At 73.2% G+C, this 23426-nt stretch carries 19 protein-coding genes; 6 read left to right on the top strand and 13 right to left on the bottom strand.

The annotated features are described in order from the left end of the window. The first annotated feature begins 36 nt into the window (after nt 1–36). Entirely contained in the window at nt 37–720 is a 684-nt protein-coding gene (locus ABTZ03_RS24345) for an alpha/beta fold hydrolase (protein WP_350515177.1), read from the top strand. Between the two features lie 96 nt (nt 721–816). Here the strand turns inward: ABTZ03_RS24345 and ABTZ03_RS24350 are convergent, their stop codons facing one another. The 3 genes from ABTZ03_RS24350 to ABTZ03_RS24360 form a co-directional block, all read right to left on the bottom strand. Further along, complete coding sequence (locus ABTZ03_RS24350; RefSeq protein ID WP_350515178.1) at nt 817–1536, bottom strand: dienelactone hydrolase family protein; 720 nt, start codon at nt 1534–1536, stop codon at nt 817–819. 233 nt (nt 1537–1769) lie between these two features. Further along, complete coding sequence (locus tag ABTZ03_RS24355; RefSeq protein WP_350515179.1) at nt 1770–2378, bottom strand: rhodanese-like domain-containing protein; 609 nt, start codon at nt 2376–2378, stop codon at nt 1770–1772. A gap of 60 nt (nt 2379–2438) precedes the next feature. Then, a complete protein-coding gene (locus ABTZ03_RS24360; RefSeq protein WP_350515180.1) occupies nt 2439–3188 on the bottom strand; it encodes a sulfite exporter TauE/SafE family protein in 750 nt (249 codons plus the stop codon). 468 nt (nt 3189–3656) lie between these two features. Between ABTZ03_RS24360 and ABTZ03_RS24365 the strand changes: the two genes are divergently transcribed. Beyond that, nucleotides 3657–5039 (top strand): MBL fold metallo-hydrolase, encoded by a 1383-nt coding sequence (locus ABTZ03_RS24365; RefSeq protein ID WP_350515181.1) that lies wholly within the window; start codon nt 3657–3659, stop codon nt 5037–5039. Between the two features lie 461 nt (nt 5040–5500). Here ABTZ03_RS24365 and ABTZ03_RS24370 read toward each other — a convergent pair whose 3' ends face one another. The 10 genes from ABTZ03_RS24370 to ABTZ03_RS24415 are packed head-to-tail and all read right to left on the bottom strand — an operon-like array spanning nt 5501 to nt 13551. Further along, nucleotides 5501–6679: a Glu/Leu/Phe/Val dehydrogenase dimerization domain-containing protein gene (locus ABTZ03_RS24370; protein ID WP_350515182.1), complete on the bottom strand. Its 1179-nt coding sequence runs from the start codon at nt 6677–6679 to the stop codon at nt 5501–5503. Further along, nucleotides 6676–6891 carry an MbtH family protein gene (locus tag ABTZ03_RS24375; protein WP_350515183.1) on the bottom strand — a complete coding sequence of 72 codons (216 nt, stop codon included), beginning with the start codon at nt 6889–6891 and terminating at the stop codon, nt 6676–6678. The genes ABTZ03_RS24370 and ABTZ03_RS24375 overlap by 4 nt, the downstream gene beginning before the upstream one ends. Before the next feature lie 4 nt (nt 6892–6895). Beyond that, nucleotides 6896–7675: a beta/alpha barrel domain-containing protein gene (locus ABTZ03_RS24380; RefSeq protein WP_350515184.1), complete on the bottom strand. Its 780-nt coding sequence runs from the start codon at nt 7673–7675 to the stop codon at nt 6896–6898. Further along, entirely contained in the window at nt 7672–8364 is a 693-nt protein-coding gene (locus ABTZ03_RS24385; protein ID WP_350515185.1) for a phosphoribosylanthranilate isomerase, read from the bottom strand. Before ABTZ03_RS24385 ends, ABTZ03_RS24380 begins: the two co-directional genes overlap by 4 nt. Before the next feature lie 6 nt (nt 8365–8370). Continuing rightward, the gene (locus tag ABTZ03_RS24390; protein WP_350515186.1) at nt 8371–9510 is read right to left on the bottom strand and encodes an acyl-CoA dehydrogenase family protein; all 1140 of its coding nucleotides are present in this window, start codon (nt 9508–9510) and stop codon (nt 8371–8373) included. Between the two features lie 12 nt (nt 9511–9522). Further along, the gene (locus tag ABTZ03_RS24395) at nt 9523–9897 is read right to left on the bottom strand and encodes an ectoine synthase (RefSeq protein ID WP_350515187.1); all 375 of its coding nucleotides are present in this window, start codon (nt 9895–9897) and stop codon (nt 9523–9525) included. 12 nt (nt 9898–9909) lie between these two features. Then, nucleotides 9910–10713 (bottom strand): tryptophan synthase subunit alpha, encoded by an 804-nt coding sequence (trpA, locus tag ABTZ03_RS24400; RefSeq protein WP_350515188.1) that lies wholly within the window; start codon nt 10711–10713, stop codon nt 9910–9912. Next, on the bottom strand, nt 10710–11774 hold the full coding sequence (locus ABTZ03_RS24405; RefSeq protein WP_350515189.1) for an anthranilate phosphoribosyltransferase: 1065 nt from the start codon (nt 11772–11774) through the stop codon (nt 10710–10712). Before ABTZ03_RS24405 ends, trpA begins: the two co-directional genes overlap by 4 nt. A gap of 2 nt (nt 11775–11776) precedes the next feature. Then, entirely contained in the window at nt 11777–12040 is a 264-nt protein-coding gene (locus ABTZ03_RS24410; RefSeq protein WP_350515190.1) for an acyl carrier protein, read from the bottom strand. After that, nucleotides 12037–13551, bottom strand: a complete 1515-nt coding sequence (locus tag ABTZ03_RS24415) for an AMP-binding protein (protein ID WP_350515191.1) — start codon at nt 13549–13551, stop codon at nt 12037–12039. Before ABTZ03_RS24415 ends, ABTZ03_RS24410 begins: the two co-directional genes overlap by 4 nt. Before the next feature lie 436 nt (nt 13552–13987). Between ABTZ03_RS24415 and ABTZ03_RS24420 the strand changes: the two genes are divergently transcribed. The 4 genes from ABTZ03_RS24420 (at nt 13988) to ABTZ03_RS24435 (ending at nt 23418) form a co-directional block, all read left to right on the top strand. Continuing rightward, nucleotides 13988–15712 (top strand): condensation domain-containing protein, encoded by a 1725-nt coding sequence (locus ABTZ03_RS24420; protein ID WP_350515192.1) that lies wholly within the window; start codon nt 13988–13990, stop codon nt 15710–15712. A gap of 35 nt (nt 15713–15747) precedes the next feature. Continuing rightward, nucleotides 15748–19806 (top strand): non-ribosomal peptide synthetase, encoded by a 4059-nt coding sequence (locus ABTZ03_RS24425; protein ID WP_350515193.1) that lies wholly within the window; start codon nt 15748–15750, stop codon nt 19804–19806. Continuing rightward, nucleotides 19803–22958, top strand: a complete 3156-nt coding sequence (locus tag ABTZ03_RS24430; RefSeq protein ID WP_350515194.1) for a non-ribosomal peptide synthetase — start codon at nt 19803–19805, stop codon at nt 22956–22958. Before ABTZ03_RS24425 ends, ABTZ03_RS24430 begins: the two co-directional genes overlap by 4 nt. A 115-nt stretch (nt 22959–23073) precedes the next feature. Then, complete coding sequence (locus ABTZ03_RS24435; RefSeq protein WP_350515195.1) at nt 23074–23418, top strand: nuclear transport factor 2 family protein; 345 nt, start codon at nt 23074–23076, stop codon at nt 23416–23418. Nucleotides 23419–23426: the final 8 nt, after the last annotated feature.

Genomic DNA, 23426 nt, shown 5'->3' on the forward strand with positions numbered 1-23426 from the left:
TGCGGCCAGATCCGATCCCTCTCCGGGAGGTCATCCGTGGACATCCTGCTCATCGCCGGTCTGTGGCTCGACGGGTCCGTCTGGGACGACGTGGTGCCCGAACTCACCGCGCTCGGCCACCGGCCGGTGCCGCTCACCCTCCCCGGCCAGGGCGACGGCAGCGCCGCCGCCACGCTCGACGAGCAGCTGGCCGCGGTGCTCGCAGCCGTCGACGCGGCGCCCGAAAAGCCGCTGGTGGTGGGGCACTCGGCGGCGACCAGCCTGGCCTGGCTGGCCGCCGACGCCCGGCCGGAGAAGGTGGCCAAGGTCGCCCTGATCGGCGGCTTCCCCGCCCCCGCCGGACGGGCCTACGCCGACTTCTTCGCGATCGAGGACGGCGTGATGGCCTTCCCCGGCTGGGGCCCCTTCGAGGGCCCGGACACCGCCGACCTGGACGAGGCGGCGCGGCAGCGGCTCGCCTCCGCCGCCCATCCCGTCCCGGAAGCGGTCGCCCGGGGAGTCGTCCGCCTCACCGACGAGCGACGCTTCGACGTCCCCGTCCTGCTGGTCTGCCCGGAGTTCACCCCCGCCCAGGCGCGGGAGTGCATCGCCGCGGGGGAGAGCCCCGACCTCGCCCGGGTCACCGACCTGGAGTACGCGGACCTCGATTCCGGCCACTGGCCGATGGCCTCCCGTCCGCGCGAGCTCGCCCGCATCCTGGCGGAGGCCGCCGAGGCCTGAGCCGGTCGGGATGCCGCTCACCTGGAGCGGCATCCCGACCGTCATCCGCCCAACTGCTCAGTCACCGGCGTCCGTTGTCGGTCTGGCAGCGCAGCGTCACTTCAGGTGCCGGTCGTAGAAGCGGCCCCCGTCCTCGAGTTCGAACCACGGGGTGCCGACGTGCCCGCCCATGTTGGCGTGCATCGTCTTCTGCTTGCTGCCGAAGGCGTCGAACAGGTCCAGGGCGCGCTGCCGGGGGTTGCCCTCGTCGTCCCACTGGAGCAGGAACAGCAGCGGAATGGTGACCTGCCGCGCCTCCTCGCGCTGGGCGAGCGGCACGTAGCCGCCGGCGAAGAGGCCGGCGGCCTCGATGCGCGGCTCGGTCGCCGCGAGGTGGATGCCGACGGCGGTCCAACCCGAGTACCCGACCCGGCCGTTGGTCTCGGGTCGGGCGAGCAGGGCGTCGAGGGTGGTGCGCCATTCCGGGACGGCGTTCGCGACCAGCGGGCCGACCAAGGACTCGAAGATCCCGTCGACCGGCTCGCCTGCCTGCATCGCCCGGCGGAGTTCGGCGCGGGCCCGGTCGTCGGCGGCGGAACGGGGCCGCTCGCCGCAGGCGGGCGCGTCGATGGTGGCCACCGCGTACCCCTGGGCCGCGGTGTGCCGGGCCCGGGCCAGCAGGCGGGGTTCGCGCCGGGGCAGGCCGTTGTTGTGGGCGATGAGGATCAGCGGGGCGGGTTCGGATCCGGACGTCCAGAGGGTTCCGGGGATCTCGCCGAGGGTGAATTCGCGTTCGAGGACGCCGTTGTCGAGGCGCTGCTCGGTGGTGAACTTCATGGTCGTGCCTTTCGGGAGTGCGCTGAGAGGCGCTCCCGGACGACCTATCGCCCGGCCGTGACCCCGGAGGGGAGCACCCACGTCGATATTGCGTTCACGGGTACCACCTCCTTGTTCTCTCGCACGGCCACCGGAAAGCTAGCACCGGGCGCGGAGGTCCACCAAACGGTTTTCCGCCCGGGCCCGTGACGGTCGGGAGCCGGGGCGGCTGTCGGAGAGACGGACCGGCCCGGTCAGCGGCCGAGGGCGGCGAGGGTGTCGTCGAGCGTCGGCGTGCCGGGCCGCGGGCGGTTGTACGGGAGCCTGCCGAGCAGGGCCCCCATCGCGCAGCTGTCGGTGAGCGCCGAGAAGAGCAGTCCGGCGCCGATGGCCGCCGACACCCAGCGGGCGCCGGGCAGGGCCGGATCGACCAGCAGGCCGAGCAGCACGATCGAACCGGCCGTCAGCCGGACCTGACGGTCCATCGCCCACACCGGGCGGGCCCCGGCGATCCGGTCGACCGGGTGGCCGGCCTCGGCCCAGGCGTCGGTGCCGCCGGTGACGACCAGGGCGGTGACCCCGGCGTCGGCGAGCTGCCGGCAGGCGCTCAGGGAGCGCGGCCCGGCCGCGCAGACGACGGCGAGCTCGTTCTTCCCGGCGCTGGCGCCGGCGTCGGAGGCAGTGTCGGAGTCAGCGTCGGCGGCGGCGCGCAGGGCGGGCAGGGCGCGGTCGAGCCGGTCCAGCGGGATGTTCAGGGCGCCCGGGATGTGGCCACCGGCGTACTCGCCGGGGGAGCGGACGTCGATCAGGGTGAGTCGGCCGAGGCGGGACTTGAGCTGCTCGACGGTGAGGGACGTGGTCATGGGGGTGGAGTCCTCTCGGGGGGAGGGGGAGCGGGGAGGGGGAAGTGGGGGAGAAGCCGGTCAGCGCAGGGTGGTGACCAGCATCAGGACGGCGACGCCGAGCAGCGCGATCGCGAAGGCCCGCTGCAGGGCGCGCCCGCTGAGCTTGTCGGCGAGCCGTTTGCCGTCCCAGGCGCCGAGGATCGCGGCGCCGGTGAAGGGCGCGGCCACCGCCCAGTCGATCGATCCGGTCGCGCCGAGCCGGGGCAGCAGGGCGGCGAGGGAGTTGGCGGTGATGATCAGCAGGCTGGTGCCGACGGCCTCGGCCATGGTGAAGGCGAGCACCGAGACCAGGGCGGGGACGGCGAGGAAGCCGCCGCCGACGCCGAGCAGTCCGGTGACGGCGCCGAGCCCGGCGCCGGCCGCGGTGGAGCGGGCCGGCCCGGCGGCGGACCGTTCCTGCTGGTCGGCCTTGCGGGGCACCAGCATCCGCCAGGCGGCGAGCGCCGCGAGTACCGCGAAGGCGCCGGTCAGCAGCGCGCCCGGCAGCCGGGACGAGAGGGCCCCGGCGGCCGCGGCGGCGGGCAGCCCGGCGGCGGCGAACAGCGCGCCGGTACGCCAGCGCACCCGCCCGGCCCGGGCGTGGGCGAGCAGCCCGGTCAGCGAGGTCGCGGCGACGATCACCAGGCTCGCCGTGGTGGCCAGCGCCGGGGTGAAGCCGAGCAGGTAGACCAGCGCGGGCACGGCGAGCAAGCTGCCGCCGCCACCGAGTCCGCCGAGCGCCAGCCCGACCACCGCGCCCGCGGCGAGCGCCAGGATCAGCGTGGTCATATCGCGCACCCGCGGATGTCGGGCCGGACTGTGGCGCCGGTGCGGGCCGGCGGGCGGACCCGGGTGGGGGTGATCCCGCCGGCAGTGGCCGGTCCGGGGGTGGACGGCAGTAGCTGCATGGGTTTCTCCAGGTGGTGCGGGGCGGACCGCAGTGGTCCGGTGCGTCGGGGTGCCGCGGGCACGCGGTGCGTCGCGCGGTGGTGTCGGGTGCGCGTCGTCGCTTCCGTGTGCGATGGGCGGGCGGCACGGGCAGGCGGCGCGGGTCTCTCCTCGGTGCCGTCCGCACCCGGTCGGGCCGGGTACGGCGGTGGGCGGGCCCCCGTCGATGCCCACCATAGTACCCCCGGGGGTATTATCGAAATCGTTCGGCGATACCCCCACCCGTATCGTCCCCGAGGGCCGTATGCTCATTTCTATACCGAGGGGGGTATCGCCGTGACGGTGACCGACCCGACGAGGAGCAACCCCGTGATCTTCAGCCAGTACTACCTCGACTGCCTCTCCCAGGCGTCCTACCTGATCGCCGACGAGACCAGCGGCCAGGCCGTGATCGTCGACCCCCGCCGGGACGTCGACGAGTACCTCGCCGACGCGACCGCCCGGGGTCTGACCGTCGTCGGCGTCATCAACACCCACTTCCACGCCGACTTCCTGGCCGGCCACCTCGAACTGGCCGACCGCACCGGCGCCTGGATCGGCTACGGGCACCGCGCCGAGACCGAGTACCCGATCCGCAAGCTCACCGAGGGCGAACGGATCGACCTCGGCGACGTCACCCTGCGGATCCTCGAAACCCCCGGCCACACACCCGAGTCGATCAGCATCCTGGTCTACGAGCAGCCCGACGACGCCGTCCCGTACGGCGTGCTCACCGGCGACGCGCTGTTCATCGGCGACGTCGGCCGCCCCGACCTGCTCGCCTCCACCGGCGTCACCGCCGCCGAACTCGGCGCGATGCTCTACGACAGCGTCCACCGCAAGCTGCTGGCCCTGCCCGACGAGACCCTGGTCTTCCCCGCCCACGGCGCCGGCTCCGCCTGCGGCAAGAACCTCTCCACCGACCGCCGGTCCACCATCGGCCGCGAGCGCGCCACCAACTACGCCTGCGCCCCCATGGACGAGCCGACCTTCGTCACCCTGGTCACCGACGGCCAGCCCACCGCCCCCGGCTACTTCGGCTACGACGCCGACCTCAACCGCCGCGAGCGCGAGCTCTTCGACCCGGCCGCCGTCCGCGCCCTGACCACCGACGACTTCCTGGCCCGCCGCGCCGACGGAGCCCTGGTGGTGGACGGCCGCGACCCGGCCGCCTTCGCCGCCGGACACCTCACCGGCTCGCTCAACATCCCCGCCGACGGCCGCTTCGCCGAACAGTCCGGCACCGTCCTCACCCCCGAGAGCGAGATCCTGGTCCTCGCCCCGGACGGGCGCGGCGCGGAACTCGTCACCCGCCTGGCCCGGATCGGCTTCGACCGGGTCGCCGGCCACCTCACCGACCCCGAGAACCTGTTCACCACCCACCCCGAGCTGATGCGCCAGGGCACCCGACTCACCGCGCACACCCTGCGCGCCGAACTCACCGGCCAGCAGCCCCCACTGGTCGTCGACGTCCGCGGCGCCACCGAGCGCGAGAACGGCGCCGTCCCCGGCTCCCTCCACCTCCCGCTCACCGAACTTCCCACCCGCCACGGCGAACTGCCCACCGACCGCCGCATCGTCCTCCACTGCGCCGGCGGCAGCCGCTCCTCCATCGCCGCCAGCCTGCTGCGCCACCACGGCCACACCGATGTCTCCGACCTCCTCGGCGGCTACGGCGCCTGGCACGCCCTCACCCACCCCGCCCGAGGCTGAACCCAGCCGTCTCGGCCCGCCTCTACCCGGGCCGTGGCGTTCCTGAAAGCAGCTTCCGCTGCGGGTTCCACCGGGCACCGATCCATCGGCGCGCCGTCCGAGGGCGGGGCGCGGCTGCGGCGGACGCGAACTGGACGCCCTGTCGGTCCGCGAGTCGCGACCCGACGTAGAGCCCGCGGCCGCCCTCGTCCATGGTCCGGGCGGCGTGGAGGAAGTGGGGACCGGAGGCTTTGCCGTCGCTGACCTCGGCCCTTCCGCTGCCTGCTGTGGAAGCGCGGCATCAAACCGCTGATCGCCCGACGCGGCGTCGCCCACGGTTCCGCGTTCGAGCTTCGGCCCGCCGCTGGGCCGCATGCGGGCGGTAGTACCAGCCGTGGCACGCCGGGCTGCTCACCGCGGTTCCACGATGAGCAGCCCGTCACGAGGGTGCGTCCGTCACGAGAGTGCGTCCGTCGGCCCGGTCACCGCTCGGCCGGGACCCCTGGTGCGGAGGCACCGGCCGGGGCCGCGAGCGAACCGAGGAGCTGCGCGACCGGGTCGGCGCTGCCCGAGGCGCTCAGCTCCTGCACCAGCTCGCAGTTCCTGGCGACCCTGCTGGAGACCCAGTCGCGCAGCCACTCGGACAGCTGCGGGAGCGGCAGGTCGGACGGGGCCAGCCCCGTGAGCACGCACCCGGTCGCCGCCGCTCCGCCGACGTTGACGACCACGTCCGGCAGGACGGTGTGGCCGGCCGCGCGCAGCAACCGGCGGGCCGGTGCGGTGCAGGCCAGGTTTCCGCCCTCGACCACCAGGCGGGCCCGGACCGCCGGCACCGCCTCCTCATCGACCGCGGAGGCGGACGCCGCCAGCACCAGCACGTCGGAGTCGACATGTAGCCACCCCCGCCCGGGCCCGTGGGTCGTGACCCGGGCGGGCAGCCGGCTCCGGTCGATCGTGCCGTCGCTGCTGGTGAGCGCGGCGAGTTCGGCGACGGGCAGTCCGCGCTGGTCCTCGACGGTGCCCCGGACGTCGGCCACCGCCACCACCAGGTGGCCCTGGGCGGCGAGGTGGCCGGCCACCGCGCGCCCGACGGTGCCGAAGCCCTGGATGGCGACGCGCTGAGGGGTCCGCGCACCGGAGGCCCGCAGGGCACCGAGCACCGCGACGGCCACGCCGAAGCCGGTGATGTCGGCCATGTGGTCCCACAGTTCGGCCCAGCCGACGGTGAGGCGGGTGGTGCCGGGGCGGCGGGTGACGTCGTACCCGGCGGCCTCGAAGGCCAGCCGCCGGTCGGCGTAGGTGGTGCCCTGGTCGCAGCCCAGGTACACCCCGCCGTGCAGCAGTGGAGCCGCGGCGCGGCCGAACCCCCGCATCACCGACTGCCGTTCGACGGCGGCATCGGGATCGGGGGCGATGCCGGCCTTGGCGCCACCGATGGGCAGGCCGACCAGCGCCAGCTTGTGGGTCATCGCCCTGGCGAGTTCGGTCAGCTCCTGCTCGGTCACCGTCGGGGTCATCCTGGTGCCACCCATGGCCAGGCCGTCGACCATGGAGTCGACGACGACCCAGCCGCGGGCCCGGCACTCCGGGAGGTTCAGGGTGGTGGAGAGCACGGGCCCGGTCGCCGGGCGCGCACCGTGTGGCGCGAGCGTCCGGCTCACCGCGCACCCTCCTCCGGGACGGACCGCAGACGCAGGCTGCGGGGTCGCATGTCGGTCCACACGCGTTCGATGTGCGCGAGGCAGTCGTCCTTCGCGCCCCGTACGCCGGCCTCGTGCCAGCCCGTCGGCGTCTCGCGGTCGGCGGACCAGATCGAGTACTGCTCCTCGTCGTTGACGACGACCTTCCACTGCTCGGGTGCTTCGCCGGTCATGCCGTTACCTCCGGATGTCGGTGCTTGGGGGGTCCGCCGGGCGGCGGAGGGGTGGAGCCGGTTCGTGGCCGGCGTCGGGGCGGGTGCTGCGACGGGTGGCGAGGCGGGCGTCGAGGCCGTCCAGCCAGACCGGCAGGCTGGGGGTGCGCAGCAGGCCCGTCCCGATGAGCACGCCGGCGAAGCCCTCCTCGATGAGACGGGCGGCATCGTCGGGGGAGCGGATGGCCCCGGCGCTCACCGGGCACCGGGTGCCGCTGCTCAGCACCGCGGGCAGGAGTGACGAGCTCCGTCCGAGGTCGCCCGCGCCGCGCTCGCGGTGGGCGATGTCCTTGTTGTTCACCGCGACCACACACTCCTCGGCGCGTGGCACGCGGCTGATCTCCTCCTCGGTGGTGACCTCGACGAACGGCGTCAGGCCCAGGCGCAGGCCGAGCTCGACCAGGTGGCCCAGGGTGGCGCGCGGCAGCAGCGCGGCGGTCAGCAGGACCGCGGACACGCCGTTCTCCCGGGCCTGGTGCAGTTGGCTGCGGCGGGTGATGAAGTCCTTCTGCAGTACGGGCAGGTCCGTCGCTTCCATGACCTCGCGCAGCAGCTCCGGGGTGCCGCCGAACCACCGCCCGGTCACCACGGAAAGGCAGGGGGCGTCGACGTCCCGGTAGTCGGCGACCAGCCGCGCGGCGGACCTGCCACCGAACAGGTCGTGCCCGGTGGAGTCCTGGCGCTTGAGCTCCATGATCACCGGTCGGCGGGCGTCCAGCAGCGCCTCGATGAACGCGGCCGTCATCCGGGCCCTCCGGCCGCCCCGATGCCGTCCGGCATCCGCCAGCCGTGCCGCACGGTCGTGATCCGGTCGGTGCTCAGCCGTCCGTCGGGGTCCCTGGCCGCGGTGTCCACGTCGATGCCCAGGAACAGGGGGTGGTCCACCACCGCCCGGTATCCCTCCCGGTTGTCGGCCGAGACGCCGCCGGCCAGCAGGAAGGGGCGCGAGAGGCGATCGGCGATCCCGAGGACGGCCTCGCAGTCGGCCGGTTGCCCGGTACTGCCGATCCGGCCGTCCCCGGCCACCGCGTCCAGCAGGAAGAGGTCTGTTCCCGCCCGCTCGTAGGCCGCGATCAGGGACCGCTCCGCGCGGGTGTCCGTGCCGAGGTGCAGCACCTTGACCACGGTGAGGTCCGTGGTGTCCTTCAGGGCACGGACCAGTCCCGGCGGTTGGTAGCCGTGCAGTTGGACCCACGGCACTCGCCCCGTGGCCGTCGCCGCGCGAAGCGCCTCGGCGTCGTTGAGGAAGGTCACGAGGACCGGACGCAGTCGCGCCGTTCGGTGTACGGCGTCCGCGATCAGGGTGAGTTGACGGAACGTCAGTTCGGCATGGCCCCCTGGAACGCCGTGCCACAGGCCGACGAGGTCGGCTCCGGCCCGGTCGAGCGATGTCACGTCCTCGGCCGAGGCGGCTCCGCAGATCTTGACCAGCATCAGGCGTCACAGCCCCAACATGGCGGCGACGCGGTTGCGTTGGATCTCCGACGTGCCCGAGTAGATCGGGCCGGCGACCGCGTCGCGCAAGTCCTTCTCCAGCCCGTACTCGGCCAGGTAGCCGCTGCCGCCGAAGATCTGCACGGCGGCCAGCGCGGAGGAGAGGTTGCTCTCGCTGGCGAGGAGCTTGCTGACGGCGATGTCCCTCGTGACGTTCTCGCCCGCTGTCAGCCGGACCGCCGTGTCGTAGAGCCACTTCCGCGCGGTGTCCAGGCCGATGCTCATCTCCACGAGCTTGTGGGAGATCGACTGGTACGAGCCGATCGGACTGCCGAACTGGACGCGTTCCTTGGCGTACTCGACGCAGCGGTCGAGTCGGTACCGCATCTGCCCGGTGCTGATGACGAAGGAGCAGAGGATCTCCCACTTCATCACGTGGTCCAGGACCAGGAACCCGGATCCGACCCGGCCGATCACGGCGGTCGCGGGGATCCTGCAGTCGTCGAAGTGCAGTTCGCTCAGCGGTGCGGTCCGCAGCCCCATGGTGGCGACGGGCGGCCCGATGACGAGGCCCGGGGTGTCCCGCTCCACGACGAAGGCGGTGATGCTGAGCGGGCCGCTGCTCGGGTGGGTGCGCGCGTACACCACGAACACGTCGGCCACCGGGCCGTTGGTGATGAAGGACTTGCCGCCCCGCAGGACGAAGCCGTCGCCCTCGCGGGTGGCCGTGGTCCTCATCGCGAGCGCGTCGGAGCCGCTCTCGGTCTCGCTGATCGCGTGCGCCCCGATCGTTTCTCCCGAGCAGATCCCCGGCAGGTGGCGCGCCTTGAGTTCCGGCGAGCCGAACCGTTGCAGTGGGACTCCGGCGCCGACCAGGTGGGTGGCGACCGAGAAGTTCAGCCCGCCGTCACGGCATCCGGTGCCGAGTCGTTCGAGTACGTGCATGGTGGTGAGCAGGTCCTGGCCCAGCCCGCCCCACTGCTCGTCGAACGGCAGGCGGAGGATTCCGGACCTCTGGATCAGCTTCCACTTGTCCCACGGGAAGGCTCCTTCGGCGTCCCCTTCGAGGTGGCCGGAGCTGAGCTCGTCGCACCACTGGGCGATCCCCTCGCCCAGGGCGATCTGGTCGGCGTTCCACCTGATCATCTGTCAGTCCTGTCAGTATTCGGAGAAGTCGGCCGAGTCCAGGTTGTGGCGTTCGTCGCCGCGCAACGCGGGCGAGAACACGCACACCAGCCGGAGGTCCTCGTCCGGGCTCGCGATCAGGAAGTGGGCGTCGTTCTGGTCGAGGGCGTACAGGGTGCCCGGTTCGAGCGGGTGGGACGTGCCGTCGGTGTCCATGACCTGGCCCTTTCCCCCGATGCAGTAGCACGCCTCCAGGTGGTGGCGGTACTCCAGCCGCGACCTGGTGCCGGCGCGGACGGTGGTGTCCGTCATCGTGTAGCCCAGGCCGTCGGATTCGAGAAGGAACCTGCGGCTGAGCCCGTTGCCCCAGTCCACGGTCTTCACCTCGGCAAGGTGTCGGACGATCATCGGGTGTGCCTCCTAGCGGCTTGTTGAATACGGTGAAACGGTCTGCACGAAGGTGCGGAACTCCTCGACCACGTCGGCCCCTTCGGCGAGGGCGTGCTCGATTCGGGCGACCCCGGCGCTGCCCACGACCGCGGCGTCGGCGCCGAGGCCGTGCAGCAGGTCGATGTCCGCCCTGGAGCGGACGCCGAACCCGACGGCGATCGGTACGGCGGTCCTCGTCCGCAGTGCGGTCAGCGTGGCGGCCAGCTTCTGGTGGTCGGCCGTGAGCCCGCCGCCGCTGCGGCCGTAGTGGGCCACCAGATACAGGTACGCGGTGGCGCACTCGGCGGCGGCGGCCTTCACCTCGGGCGCCGACGCGGCATAGCAGGTGGCGACCAGGGGCAGCCCCGCCTCCCGCACCGCTTCGAGGCAGTCGGCCCGTAGTCGCGGCGGCAGGCCGTGGACCAGCAGCCCGTGGACGCCGGCGTCGGCGACCCGCCGGACGAAGCCCGGTACGGTCAGGTCCCTGACCGTGTGGCTCCAGTCGGCCAGCAGTGCCACCCGCAGGTGGCGCAGCCGGGGCAGGACCCCGCCGAGGAAGTCGAGCACCTCGTCGAGTCCGACGCCGTCGGCCAGGGCCCGCTGTGCCGATCGGCGGATGACGGGCCCGTCGGTGACCGAGTTCGGAAAGGGAACCGCCAGCTCCAGGCAGTCCACCTGGCAGTCGTCGAGCATCCGCATGACGTCGGCCAGGACGGGCAGCGGTGGATCTCCGGCGTTGAGGAACACCGCCAGGCCGGGCCGGTCCGGTGGCCGGCGGGCGAAGAACCCACTCACCGCGCACGCGCCGGTCGGGCGCGGAGGCGGTCGACGAGGTCCCGGGCGGCGCCGCTGCGGAGGGCGTCTTCGGCTGCCCGGATCGCTTCCGGCCACCCGTCGATCAGCCCGCTCGCGACGGCCAGTGCGGCGGCGTTCAGGCAGACGGTCCGCGTGGCGAGCGCCTTGCCCGCTCCGGAGAGCACACCGAGGAAGTGGTCGACCACGTCCTCCCCTTCCGCGGCCGGCCGTAGTTCGGCGATCGTGCCGGTCGCGGTCGCGGTCGCGGTCGCGGTCGCGGTCGTGGCCCCGGGGCCGGAGCCGACAGCCTCGGCCGGCAGCCGGATCGCGTCGGTGCCGTCATTGGTGAGGACGAGGTTGTCGACGGAGCCGACGAGCTCGTCGATTCCCAGCTCGTTGGAGCACAGCCAGATCCTCCGGTCGGCGACGGTGGCGGCGACCTGGCCCAGCGCCGGCAGCATCGAACGGTCCGAGACGCCGACGAGCTGGGCGGAGACCGGCATCGCGGCCAGGAAGGGGCCGACGGAGTTGATGAACCCGCCGATCATCCGCAGGTCCATCGGCACGATGCTCCGGGCCAGCAGCGCCACCTCCCGCGGGTAGACGAAGTTCCCCGGGAAGGCGATGCCGAAGCGTTCCAGCTGGGCCTCGGTCCGCTCGTACGAGGCGGTCCTTCCGATGCCGAGACGGTCGAGCAGGTCATGGGAGCCGCAGGTGCTCGTGTAGGCGCGGGATCCCGTCTTGACGACGCGGACGCCCAGGGCCGCGGCGAGGAGGGCCGCCGCGGTGGAGATGTTGAACGTGGCCGGCCCGCCTCCGGTGCCGACGATGTTGGCCGTGCCGTCCAGCCGCGCGGTGACGGCCGGCCGTCGCTCGTCCAGCGAGCGGAGCATCGCGACCAGTGTGTCTCGATCGGGCATCCGGGTGGACAGCGAGGACAGCAGCGCCACCGACTCGCCGGGCCGGAGGGCGCCGTCACGCAGCTGGTCCCAGAAGGACCCCCACAGCTCCTGGTCGACGGCGCGGTCCCGGCGGATCAGCGCCCGCAGCACCTCGTGCATGACTAGGGGGCGTCCGTCCGGTGCGGCTGGGCCTGGTCGATGAACCTGCTGATCGATCCGACGGAGCGGAAGCTGTCCGGGTCCAGGTCGAACTCCTCGACGCGCACGTCGAAGCGGTCCTCCAGCCAGGCGATCGTCTTGAGCAGACCGAGGCTGTCGATGACCCCGCCGTCCACGAGATCGTAGTCGGAGTCCAGCTCGTCCGCGCCGACGTCGGGCAGGAACTCCTCGATGATGAACTGGGTGACTACCGCGGCGTGGTTCACGGGGCCGTTCCTTCGGTGGGCTGGGACGGGGAGCAGGCGCGCTCGACGGGCGCGCGGTCGATCTTTCCGGTGGACGTCCTGGGCAGCGGGTCGTCCACGATCCGCAGGGTCGAGGGGACGGCGGTGAGCGGGAGGCGTTGTGCGCAGTGCCGGCGCAGCGCCAGCGAGTTCAGCCGGCTGTCCGGGGCGCGGCGGACCACGCTCCGCAGCAGGCGGCCGGCCACCGGGTCGGGCACGGCCACCACGGCCGCCTCGACGACCTCGGGATGGTCGAGCAGCACCTGCTCGACCTCGTGGGTGTTGACCCGGGTGCCGCGGACCTTGACCTGGTGGTCGTTCCGGCCTTCCAGGGTGATGCGGCCGTCCCCGTCCCGCCGGACGAGGTCGCCGCTGCGGAAGTAGCGCCGCGTCTCCCCGTCGTGGTGGTGGGTCGCGAACCTGTCCGTGTCCTGGGTCCGGTCCAGGTAGCCGTCGGTCTGGAAGGGCGTCGCGACGTGGAGTTCGCCGGTGCCCGGCCCGGTCACGATCCCGCCGTCGGCGCCGACGATCAGCGCGTGGACGCCGGGCAGCGGACGCCCGATCGGTACCGGGCCGTCCGCCGGCTCGGTGCCGTCGACCTCGTGCAGGAAGCTGTCGTTGGTCTCGGTGCAGCCGTAGACGTTGTGGAGCCGCGCGCCGGGGAACAGGCGCGGAAGCTCGGCCAGGCAGCGGGCGGGCAGGCTGTCACCGGTGAAGACGACGTGCTCGACGGTGTCGAGCCGTCGGCCGCCGCGCACGGTCCCGTCGACCAGCAGCTGGTAGAACATCGGTACCGCCTGTACGAGTTGTACCTCGTGACGGGACAGCAGGTCCAGCAGGTGGCCCGGGTGGGTGGCTCGGGCCGGATCGACCAGGACGACGCGGCCGCCGTGCTTGAGCGTGGTCCAGACGTCCAGCAGGCACAGGTCGAAGGTGAGCGGGGCGTAGTTGAGGACCGTCGTCCCCCGGCGGATGCCGAACCGCTCGCCGGCCCAGGTGGTGAAGCGGTCCACCGCCCCCGTGCTCAGGGGCACGATCTTCGGCCGCCCGGTGGAACCGGAGGTGGTGAACATGAAGGATATGTCGGCGGGTTGGGTGGCGTGCGGCGCCCTCGGCTCCGCCCGCCGGCCGGAGGTCTCCGGCCCGGGGGCCGGGAGGCCCTCCGGCGACAGGACGTGCCGGATTCCGGCCCGCTCGGCCGACGCGTGGGAGGTGGCCCCCTTCGGCGTGGGCGCCGGCAGCAGCAGGAAGCGCCGTCCTTCCAGCAGGCAGGCGAGCACGAGGGCGATCGTCGAGGGCGACTTGGCGGCCGGGATGCCGATCGGCTCGTCCTCGTCCGGGACGAGCCGGGCGATCCGCGGGCGCTCCCGCTCGGCCAGCCGGTGGAGTTCGCGGTAGGTCGTCTCCTCCCCGTGCCACACCAGGGCCGGATCGCCGGGGTGGTCGGCGGCGTGCGAGACGAATGAACCCACCAGGCTCTGCTGCTGCGTCATGACTTCTCCGAGTTCATGCAACAGGGTGGGATCCATGGACAACGGATGAGTTCATGCAACGGGTTCACCGATCTTTTTCGGAACAATGAAGGGCCGACACGAAAGGGGCCCGTCCGGCCGCCTTCCCGGCGAAAGAAGAATTATCACGTGGTTCCCGTCCACGGAAGTGGTGTGCCCGATCGGCACCATGACAGCACGTCAAGACCGGTCTCGCGGCCGGATGTGCGGATGTTAGCGGTCGGGCGTATTCAATCTACATAAGGATTACCGGGGTCTGGCGTAAAGATTGTCCTGATGCCTCCGACCCTCTTCCGCGTCTTGCGGAGTGAGACGGGAGCTGCCTACTATCCGCCGTACTGTTCGCGAACCAGCGAATCGGCGAGGGGATTTCCGGGATGCTTATGCGGTCCCGATCGCCGTGAAAGGTGCATCCGTCATGCCTGGCTCCGATCGGAGCGCGTACGCTCCGACCCCGTTGTCCTTCGCCCAGCAACGGCTGTGGTTCCTCGACCGGCTGCGGCCGGGCCGGCCGGACCACAACGTCCCGACCGCGGTCCGCCTGCGTGGCCGGCTGGACCAGGAGGCGCTCGTCCGGGCGCTGACCGAAGTCGTGCGGCGCCACGAGGTGTTGCGCGGCAGGATCGTCGACTCGGAGGACGGCCCGTGCCACGCCACGGAGCCGGTCGAGACCTTCATGCCGACGGTCACCGATCTGACCCACGACCCGGCGGAGCGGGCCTGGCAGCGGGCCCGGGAGCTGGTGGTCGCCGACCTGGCGACCCCCTTCGACCTCGGGACCGCTCCGATGCTGCGGGCCCGACTGGTCCGTGTCGCGACCGACGACCACCTGCTGGTCCTGGTGATCCATCACATCGCCTGTGACGGCTGGTCGCTGCCGGTGCTGTGGCAGGAGTTCTCCGCCGCGTACGGCGCCGCCGTCGACGGCGGGCCGATCGCCCTGCCGGACCTTCCCGTCCAGTACGCCGACTTCGCGGCCTGGCAGCGGGGCCACCTGGCCGGAACGACACTGCAAGGACAACTCGCCTACTGGCGGGAGCACTTGTCCGATCTGACCCCGTCGGCCCTCCCGACGGACCGGCCGCGCCCCGCGGTGTGGTCGGGCCGGGGCGATCAGATCGGGATCGAGATCCCCGCGGACCTCGCCGGCCGGATCCGCGCACTGGGGCGCACCCACGAGGTGACGCCGTTCATGACGCTGCTGGCCGCCTTCCAGGTCCTGCTCGCGCGCTGCACGGGGCAGGACGACGTGACGGTGGGCACCCCGATCTCCGGGCGGACCCGGATCGAGGTGGAGCCGCTGGTCGGCTTCTTCGTCAACACGCTCGTCCTGCGCACCGACCTGTCGGGCGACCCCGGCTTCACCGAGGTGCTCGCCCGGGTGCGGCGGTGCGCGGTGGACGCCTACGCGCACCAGGACGTCCCGTTCGAGCGGTTGGTGCAGGAGCTGCGGCCCGAACGCGATCTCGGCCAACACCCCCTGTTCACCGTCATGTTCCAGCTGGAGGATCCGCCCTCGCTCCCGTCCGGCCTGCCGGGCCTGGAGGTGAGCGACCATCGGATATCGAACGAGGTGGCGAAGTTCGACATCGAGGTCTCCCTGGAGGACCTCGGCGACCGCCTCTCCGGTGTGATCCGCTACGCCGCCGACCTCTTCGAGCGTGACACGGTGCGGCAGCTCGCCGAGGGCTTCACGGCGCTGCTCGACCATCTCGTCGGCGCTCCCGAACGGCCGATCTCGGCCTGGGGGACCCCTCCCGGCCTCCGGGTGAGCCCCGCCGCTCCGGCCGCTCCCACTCCGCACCCCGCCGGCCCGCCGCCCGATGCCGACCAGGCCGGCGCTCCCGCCGCCGGGACCGAGACCGAGACCGAACTCCTCGTGCTGGAGACCTGGGCCGAGGTGCTCGGAGTCACCCCGGACGGCGTGCACAGCGACTTCTTCGAGCTGGGCGGCCATTCGCTCCTCGCCTCGAAGGTCATGTCCCGACTCGGCCGGGCACTCGACCTCGAACTGCCGGTCGTCCTGCTCTTCTACCACCCCACTGTCGCCGAACTCGCCGACGGCATCGACGCGGTGCTGCTGGCCGACCTCGGCGCCGCCGAGGCGGAACCGCTCCCCGCCGGAAAGGCCCGTCACCCGTGAAGGAACAGCCCAGTCCCCCCGAGCCCAGTCGCCCCGTGCCCGGCCGACCGACCGGCTCCACGCCGGCCGGCGCGCGGGCCCTGCTCGATCAACGCGTCCGCGCGGCCCGCAACAGGGCCGCCGAGGGCGATCCGGAGGCCGCGATCCCACCCGGCCCGGAGGGTGAGCGGGTGACGTCGTTCACCCAGGAACGCATGTGGCTGGTCGAGCGGCTGTCCGACGGCCCGGCGATGTACAACGTCCACGAGGTCTTCCGGCTGCGCGGCCCGCTGGACGTGGCCGCCCTCGGCCACAGCCTCACCGAGCTGGTGCGGCGCCACGAAGTGCTGCGGACCGCCTTCCCCGAGAAGGACGGGCGCCCCGTTCCCTCGGTCGAGCCGCCCCGGCCGGTCGACCTGCCCGTCACGGACCTCCGGACCGAGCCCGCGGAACGCCGGACGCGGCTGGCCCTCGACCTCGTCCACTCCGAGATCCTGCGCCCGTTCGACCTGGCCGCCGCCCCGCTGCTGCGTGCCTCGCTGCTGCGCGTCGACGAGGACGAACACGTCCTGGTGGTGGTCGTCCACCACATCGCCGTCGACGGCTGGTCGATGCCGCTGCTGTGGGACGACCTGTCGGCGATGTACCGGAGCCGGCTGGAAGGCCGCGAGCACGGGCTGCCGCCCTCCCGGATCCAGTACGCGGACTTCGCCCACTGGCAGCGGGCCCGGATCTCCGGCGACCGCCTGCATAGTCAACTCGACTACTGGCGAGCGCAGTTGTCCGGGATCTCGGCGCTGGACCTGCCCACCGACCGGCCGCGCGGACCGGTCCGCACGGGCCGGGGCGAGCGGATCACCTTCACGGTGCCCGAGAAACTGGCCGAGCGGTTGCGGCTGCTGGGCCGACAGCACGGCGCGACGATGTTCATGACGCTGCTCGCCGGGTTCCAGGCCCTGCTCGCCCGCTACAGCGGGCAGTCCGACGTGGCGGTCGGCACACCGGTCGCGGGCCGCGGCCGCCCTGAACTCGACCAGCTGGTGGGCTCGTTCATCAACACCGTGGTCCTGCGCACCGACCTCGCGGACGACCCGGGCTTCGCCGAACTGCTCGACCGGGTCCGCCGGACCGCCCTGGACGCCTACGCACACCAGGACGTGCCGTTCGAGCGGCTGGTGCAGGAGCTGCGGCCGGCCCGCGGCCTCGACCGCAATCCGCTGTTCCAGGTGATGGTCGCCGGCCTGTCCGACCCGGCCGCCTCCCTCCGGCTGGTGGGGACGGAGGTGGAACAGCTGGAGGTCGACAACGGCACGGCCAAGGTCGACCTCAGCCTGGTGATAGCCGACCGGCCGAGCGGCACGGCCGGGGCCGCCGGCACGACCGGGACCGTGGCCTTCGACACCGGTCTGTTCGACCGCGCGAGCGTCGAGCGCCTGGTCGGCCACTACCTCCGGCTGCTGGACGCCGCGGCCGACGACCCCGACCGTCCCGTCTCGCGCCTGGACCTGCTCACCGAGGCCGAGCGCGAGGCGCTGCTGGTGGCCGCCAACGCCACCGACGAACCCTTCCCCACCGACGTCTGCGTGCACGAGCTGGTCGAGGAGCGGGCCCGGCTGACCCCCGACGCGGTGGCGGTCCGCTGCGGGACCGAGCGGCTGACCTACCGGGAACTCGACCGACGGGCCAACCGCCTGGCCCGACACCTGCGAGCCAGGGGCGCGCGACCGGAACGCCTGGTCGGCGTCTGCCTGCCGCGCTCGGCGGACCTGGTGGTGGCCCTGCTGGCCGTCCTCAAGTCGGGCGCCGCCTACCTGCCGCTGGACCCGGACCTCCCGGCCCAGCGCATGTCGTTCATGCTCGCCGACGCCGACGTGCCGCTGCTGCTCACCCGGCGCTCCCTGGCCGACCGGCTGCCGCGACACGGTGCCGAGACGGTGTGGCTGGACGCCGACGCCCCGCTCGTCGAGGCCCTGCCCGAGGACGGGCTGCCGCCGCTCGCGACGCCCGCCAACCTGGCGTACTCGATCTACACCTCCGGTTCGACCGGCCGTCCCAAGGCCGTTCTGGTCCCGCACGAGGGCGTGGTCAACTACCTGGTGGTCCGCGGCCGGCAGCTGGACCTCGGCGGGGCCGACGTCGTCGCCTCGGTGGCCTCGATCTCCTTCGACGTCATCGTCCCCCAGGTGCTCATGCCGCTGGCCTGGGGCGCCGGCGTGGTGATCGCCCCGTCAGAGGTCGCGGTCGACGGCCCGCGCCTGACGGAGATGATGCGCGAGTTCGGCGTCACCACGCTGATGGCCACCCCGGCCACCTGGCTCCTGCTGCTGGACGGCGGCTGGCAGGGCGGCCGGTTCCAGGCGATCTGCGTGGGCGAACCGCTCCAGCCCGCCCTGGCGCGGCGGCTGCTCGACCGGGTCTCCACGCTGTGGAACGGCTACGGTCCCACCGAGGCGTCCGTCGGCTGTGTCACCCGGCGGGTGGACGCCGACCGGGACCTGGCCCGGCCGGGAGGGTCCGTGCCGATCGGCCGGCCGCTCGGCAACCTCCGGATCTACCTGCTGGACCCGGCCGGCGCCCCGGTGCCCGTCGGCGTCCCGGGGGAGATCCACATCGGTGGGGTCGGCGTCACCCGCGGGTACGCCAACCGGCCGGGGCTGACCGCCGAGCGCTTCGTGCCCGACCCGTTCGGCGCGGCCGGCGGCCGGCTGTACCGGACCGGCGACCTGGCCCGGTACCTGCCGGACGGCAGCCTGGTCTTCCTCGGCCGCACCGACGAGCAGGTGAAGATCAGGGGGTACCGCATCGAGCTGGGCGAGATCGAGGCCGCGCTGTGCGCGCAGCCCGGTGTCGCCAGGGCCGCGGTGACGGTGCGGGGCGGCGGGACGGACGCCGAACTGGCCGGCTACCTGGTGTGGCAGGACCGGCCCGGTGACCTGGCTGCCGTGCGCCGCTCGCTGCGCGAGACCCTGCCCGAGTTCATGGTGCCCGCGACGCTGACCGCGCTCGACCGGATCCCGCTGACCACGAACGGCAAGGTGGACCGCGCGGCCCTGCCCGCGCCCGCCCGCCACGGCCACGAGTCCGGTGCGCTCCTGCCGCGGGACCTGCCGGAACTCCTGATGACCAGGATCTGGGAGCGGGTGCTGGGCACCCCGCGGGTCGGCGTCCGGGACGACTTCTTCGCCCTGGGCGGGCACTCCCTCAGGGCGGTCGAGCTGGTGGAGGCGATCCGGCGGGAGTGGGGGGTCACCGTGCCGCTCAACACGGTGTTCCGCCACCCCACCGTCGAGGGGCTGTGCGCGGAACTGCCCGACGCGTCGCGGGCCCTGCGCCGGCTCGTGGTTCCGCTGGCCGAGGGGGATCGCCGCCGGGCGCCGCTGGTCCTGGTGCACCCGCAGAGCGGGGACGTGTGCTCCTTCCTGCACCTGGCCGGACGGCTGACCGAGCACTCCGCCGAATCCCCTGGGGGCGCCCGGCCCGTCCACGGCCTGGAAGCCGTCGGCTACAACACCGACGAGCCGCCCCTGGCCACCGTCGAGGAGCAGGCGCGGCGCTACCTGCGGGAGCTGCGGTCCGAACTGCCCGACGGCCCGTACCTGCTGGCCGGCTGGTCCTTCGGCGGGCTGGTCGCCTTCGAGATGGCCCGCCTGCTGGAGGAGCAGGGGAACCCCCCGGGATTCCTCGGGATCATCGACGTCGGAGCGCCCGCGTCCGGCGATGGAGCCGCCGCTGGGTCGGGCGGGGACCTCCACGAGCCCGACGAACAGGAAGCCCTCTCCCTGCTGCTCCACGAGGCGCACGCCCGTGAGGGCCTTCCCGAACGGGGTCGCAACGAACAACTGCGGCGCATGGCACGGGTGTTCACCGCCAACGGCGCCGCCGCCCGGCGCTACCGGTCGACGGCACGGGTGAGGACGCCGATCCACCTGTTCACGAGCGCCGAGACCCACCCCGAACTCGCCGGCCCGGTCGTGGTCCCTGCCCGGTGGCGGGACCGCACCCAGGGGGACCTGAGCGTGGTCGAGGTCCCGGGCAACCACCACGACATGCTGTCGCCACCGCACGTCGCGTCCTTCGCCGACGCGCTGTCGGCCGTTCTGGAGGAGCTCGGATGAGCGACGGACACGAGTTGCCGCTGTCGTCGGCGCAGTCCGGCATCTGGTTCGCCCACCACCTGCGCCCCGGCAGCCCCGCCTACAACACCGGTGAGTACGTGGACATCCCCGGGCCGATCGACCCTGAGCTGTTCGAGGCGGCCGTGCGGCAGGTGGTGGACGAGACCGAGTCCCTGCGCGTCCGCCTCACCGACGGTGCCGAGGGTCCCCGGCAGGTCGTCACCGCGTCGCCCGACTGGTCGATGTGCCACGTCGACCTCACGTCGACACCGGATCCGCTGCGGGCAGCCCGGCGCTGGATGCGGGCAGACCTGTCCACACCGGTCGTACTCACCCGGGACCCGCTGTTCCGCCAGGCCCTGTTCACCATCGCGCCGAACCGCTTCCTCTGGTACCAGCGCGTCCACCACATCGTGGTCGACGGCTTCAGCATGTCGCTCATCGCGCGCCGCGTCGCCAAGACCTACACCGGACTGGTCCGGGGCAGGGCCGGCACAGGGCCGGCCTTCGGGCCGCTGAGCCTGCTGCTGGAGCACGACGCCGCCTACCACGCCTCCGAACAGCCCGGACGGGACCGGGAGTTCTGGGCGGACCGGCTCGCCGGAAGGCCGGATCCCGTCAGCCTCGCCAGCCGCTCGGCGCCCGCCTCGGACGGCTTCCTGCGCCGTACCGGCAGCCTCGACGCGCCCACCCTGGCCGCGCTGCGGCGGGCCGCGCGACCCGCCGGGGCGAGCTGGCCCGCCGCCTTCACCGCGACGGTCGCCGCGTACCTCCACCGCCTCAGCGGCGAACGGGACATCGTGCTCAGCATGCCGGTGACCGGGCGCACCGGCTCCGCCGCGCCGGCCGTGCCCGGCATGGTGGCGAACGTGGTGCCGCTGCGGCTGCGCGTCCACCCCGAACAGGGTCTGTCCGCACTCGTGCGACAGGTGGCCGAGGAGGTCGCCGCCCTGCGCCGGCACCAGCGCCACCGCAGCGAGGACCTGCGCAGGGAACTGGATCCGGCCCGCTCGGAGCGGGTCCTGTTCGGGCCCGTCGTCAACATCATGTCCTTCTACTACCACCTGGACTTCGCGGGCGTCCGGGCCACCGTGCACAACCTGTCCAACGGGCCGGTCGAGGACCTCTCCTTCTCCGTCTACGACCGCTCCGACGGCACCGAGCCCCGGCTCGACGTCGACGCGAACCCCGCGCTCTACTCCGAGGCCGAACTCACCGCCCACCAGCAGCGGTTCCTCCGCTTCCTGGACGAGGTGGCCTCCGCCGACCCGGACCGGCCGATCGTCCGGCCCGATCTCCTCACCCCCGAGGAACGGCACAGGACCGTCGTGGCCGCCAACCGCACCGCGCGGCCGCTGCCGCACCCGACGGTGCCGTCGGCCTTCGCGGCCGAGGCCGCGCGCACGCCCGACGCGCCCGCCGTGGTGTGCGGGGAAACAACGCTGTCCTACGCGGAGTTGAACGCCCGGGCCAACCGGCTGGCCCACCGGCTCATCACCCTCGGCGTCCGCTGCGACAGCACGGTGGCCGTGCTCATGGAACGCTCCGTCGACGTGGTGGTGTCGGTCCTGGCGATCAGCAAGGCCGGCGGCGCCTACGTGCCGCTGGACACCCGGGCCCCGACGGCCCGCCTGCGCCGCGTCCTGGACGACACCGGGGCGGCGGTGCTGCTCACCCACCAGGCGACCCGGGACCACGCGCCGTCCCCCGGCACACCGGGTGTCGTCGTCGACGCCGACCCCGGCCTCGCCGACCAGCCGGCCACCGACCCCGTCGTACCGCTGCGCCCGGACCACCTGGCCTGCGTCCTGTACACCTCGGGGTCCACGGGCACGCCGAAGGGGGTGGCCCTGAGCCACCGCAACGTCATCAGCCTGACCGCGCAGCACTACTGGCGTGAGGAGGACGGCCCGCGGGTCCTCGCGCACTCCCCGCACGCCTTCGACGCGTCCACCTACGAATGGTGGGTGCCGCTGCTCAACGGCGGCCGGGTGGTCGTGGCCCCGCCCGGCGAGCTGGCGCTCGCGGACCTCCACCGGCTCATCGTCGACCACCGGGTCGGCGCGCTCTGGTTGACGGCCGGGCTGTTCCGGGTGTTCGCCGAGGAGTCCCCCGGCACGCTGGCCGGGGTCGGCCAGGTGTGGACCGGCGGCGACATCGTGCCGGCCGACACGGTACGGCGCGTCCTGGCCCGATGCCCGGACTCCGTGGTGGTCGCCGGGTACGGTCCGACCGAGGCCACCACGTTCACCACGCGCCGGGTGCTCCGCCCCGGCCAGGCCGTGCCCGACGTCGTCCCCCTCGGACGGCCGGTGGACAACCGGCGGGTGTACGTCCTGGACGAGGCGCTGTCGCCGGTGCCGCCGGGAGTGGCCGGCGTGCTGTACGTCGCCGGTCCGGGTGTGGCACGCGGGTACCTGAACGACCCCGGCCGGACGGCCTCCCAGTTCGTGCCGTGCCCGTTCGGCGAACCGGGGGAGCGGATGTACCGCACGGGCGACGTGGTCCGCTGGAACGCCGAGGGGGAGCTGGAGTTCCTCGGCCGTGCGGACGAGCAGGTCAAACTCCACGGCTTCCGGATCGAACTGGGCGAGATCGAGGCGGTCCTGGCCGGGCACCCCGCCGTCGCCCAGGCGACCGTGGTCGCCGGCCCGGGCGCCTCGCCCGGCAGGCGCCTGATCGGCTACGTCGTCCCGGCCGCGGGCCGGGCACTCGACCCGGCCTCGGTGCGGGAGCACGCCGCCGCGGCGCTGCCGGACTACATGGTGCCCTCGGCGATCGTCACGCTCGACGCCTTCCCCCTGACGCCCCGAGGGAAGATCGACCGGGCCGCGCTGCCCGTACCGGACCTCGCACCGGCACCGGCACCGGCCGGGCCCGGCCCGCGCACCCCGGTGGAGCAGGCGGTGTGCGCGCTGTTCGCCGAGGTGCTCGGCCGGACCGACGTGGGCGTCGACGCCGACTTCTTCGCGCTGGGCGGCAACTCCCTGCTCGCGACCCGGCTGGTCAACCGGGTGCGGGCGCGGTTCGGCCGTGAGATCACCCTCGGAGCCCTGTTCCAGGCACCCACGCCGGCGCGCCTGGCCGAAGCGATCGAGGACGCCCCGGACGCCGCGGCCGCACCGGTCCTCTCACCCCGTACCCGACTCTGAGCCCCTGACGGCGATCACAGGAAGCACCTTCGGCATGGTCCACAGCCCTTCCCAACCCGACGAAACCCCGGCACCGCCCGCGACACCGGAAGTCCCGACGGCCCCGGCACCGGGGGTGTCCCAGGTCCGCCGGTACTACCGGCTCGTCGACGCCGGCGACGTGCCCGCACTGGTCGCCCTGTTCACCCCGGACGCCCGCTACCACCGCCCCGGATACCCGCCCATGGTCGGGCACGCCGAGCTGGAACGCTTCTACCGCGACCAGCGGGTGATCCGCTCCGGTGTGCACACCCTGGCCACCGTGGTCACGACCGACGACGAGGTGGCGGTGCACGGCCTGTTCCGCGGCGTGCTGCACGACGGCGGCGAGGTCGAGCTGCGGTTCGCGGACTTCTTCCGGATGACGCCGCAGGGCCGCATCGCCGCGCGGGACACCTTCTTCCACGTGCCGGCGGTCTGAGGCGCGGC

The organism is Kitasatospora sp. NPDC096077 (assembly GCF_040303245.1).
GTDB lineage: Bacteria > Actinomycetota > Actinomycetes > Streptomycetales > Streptomycetaceae > Kitasatospora.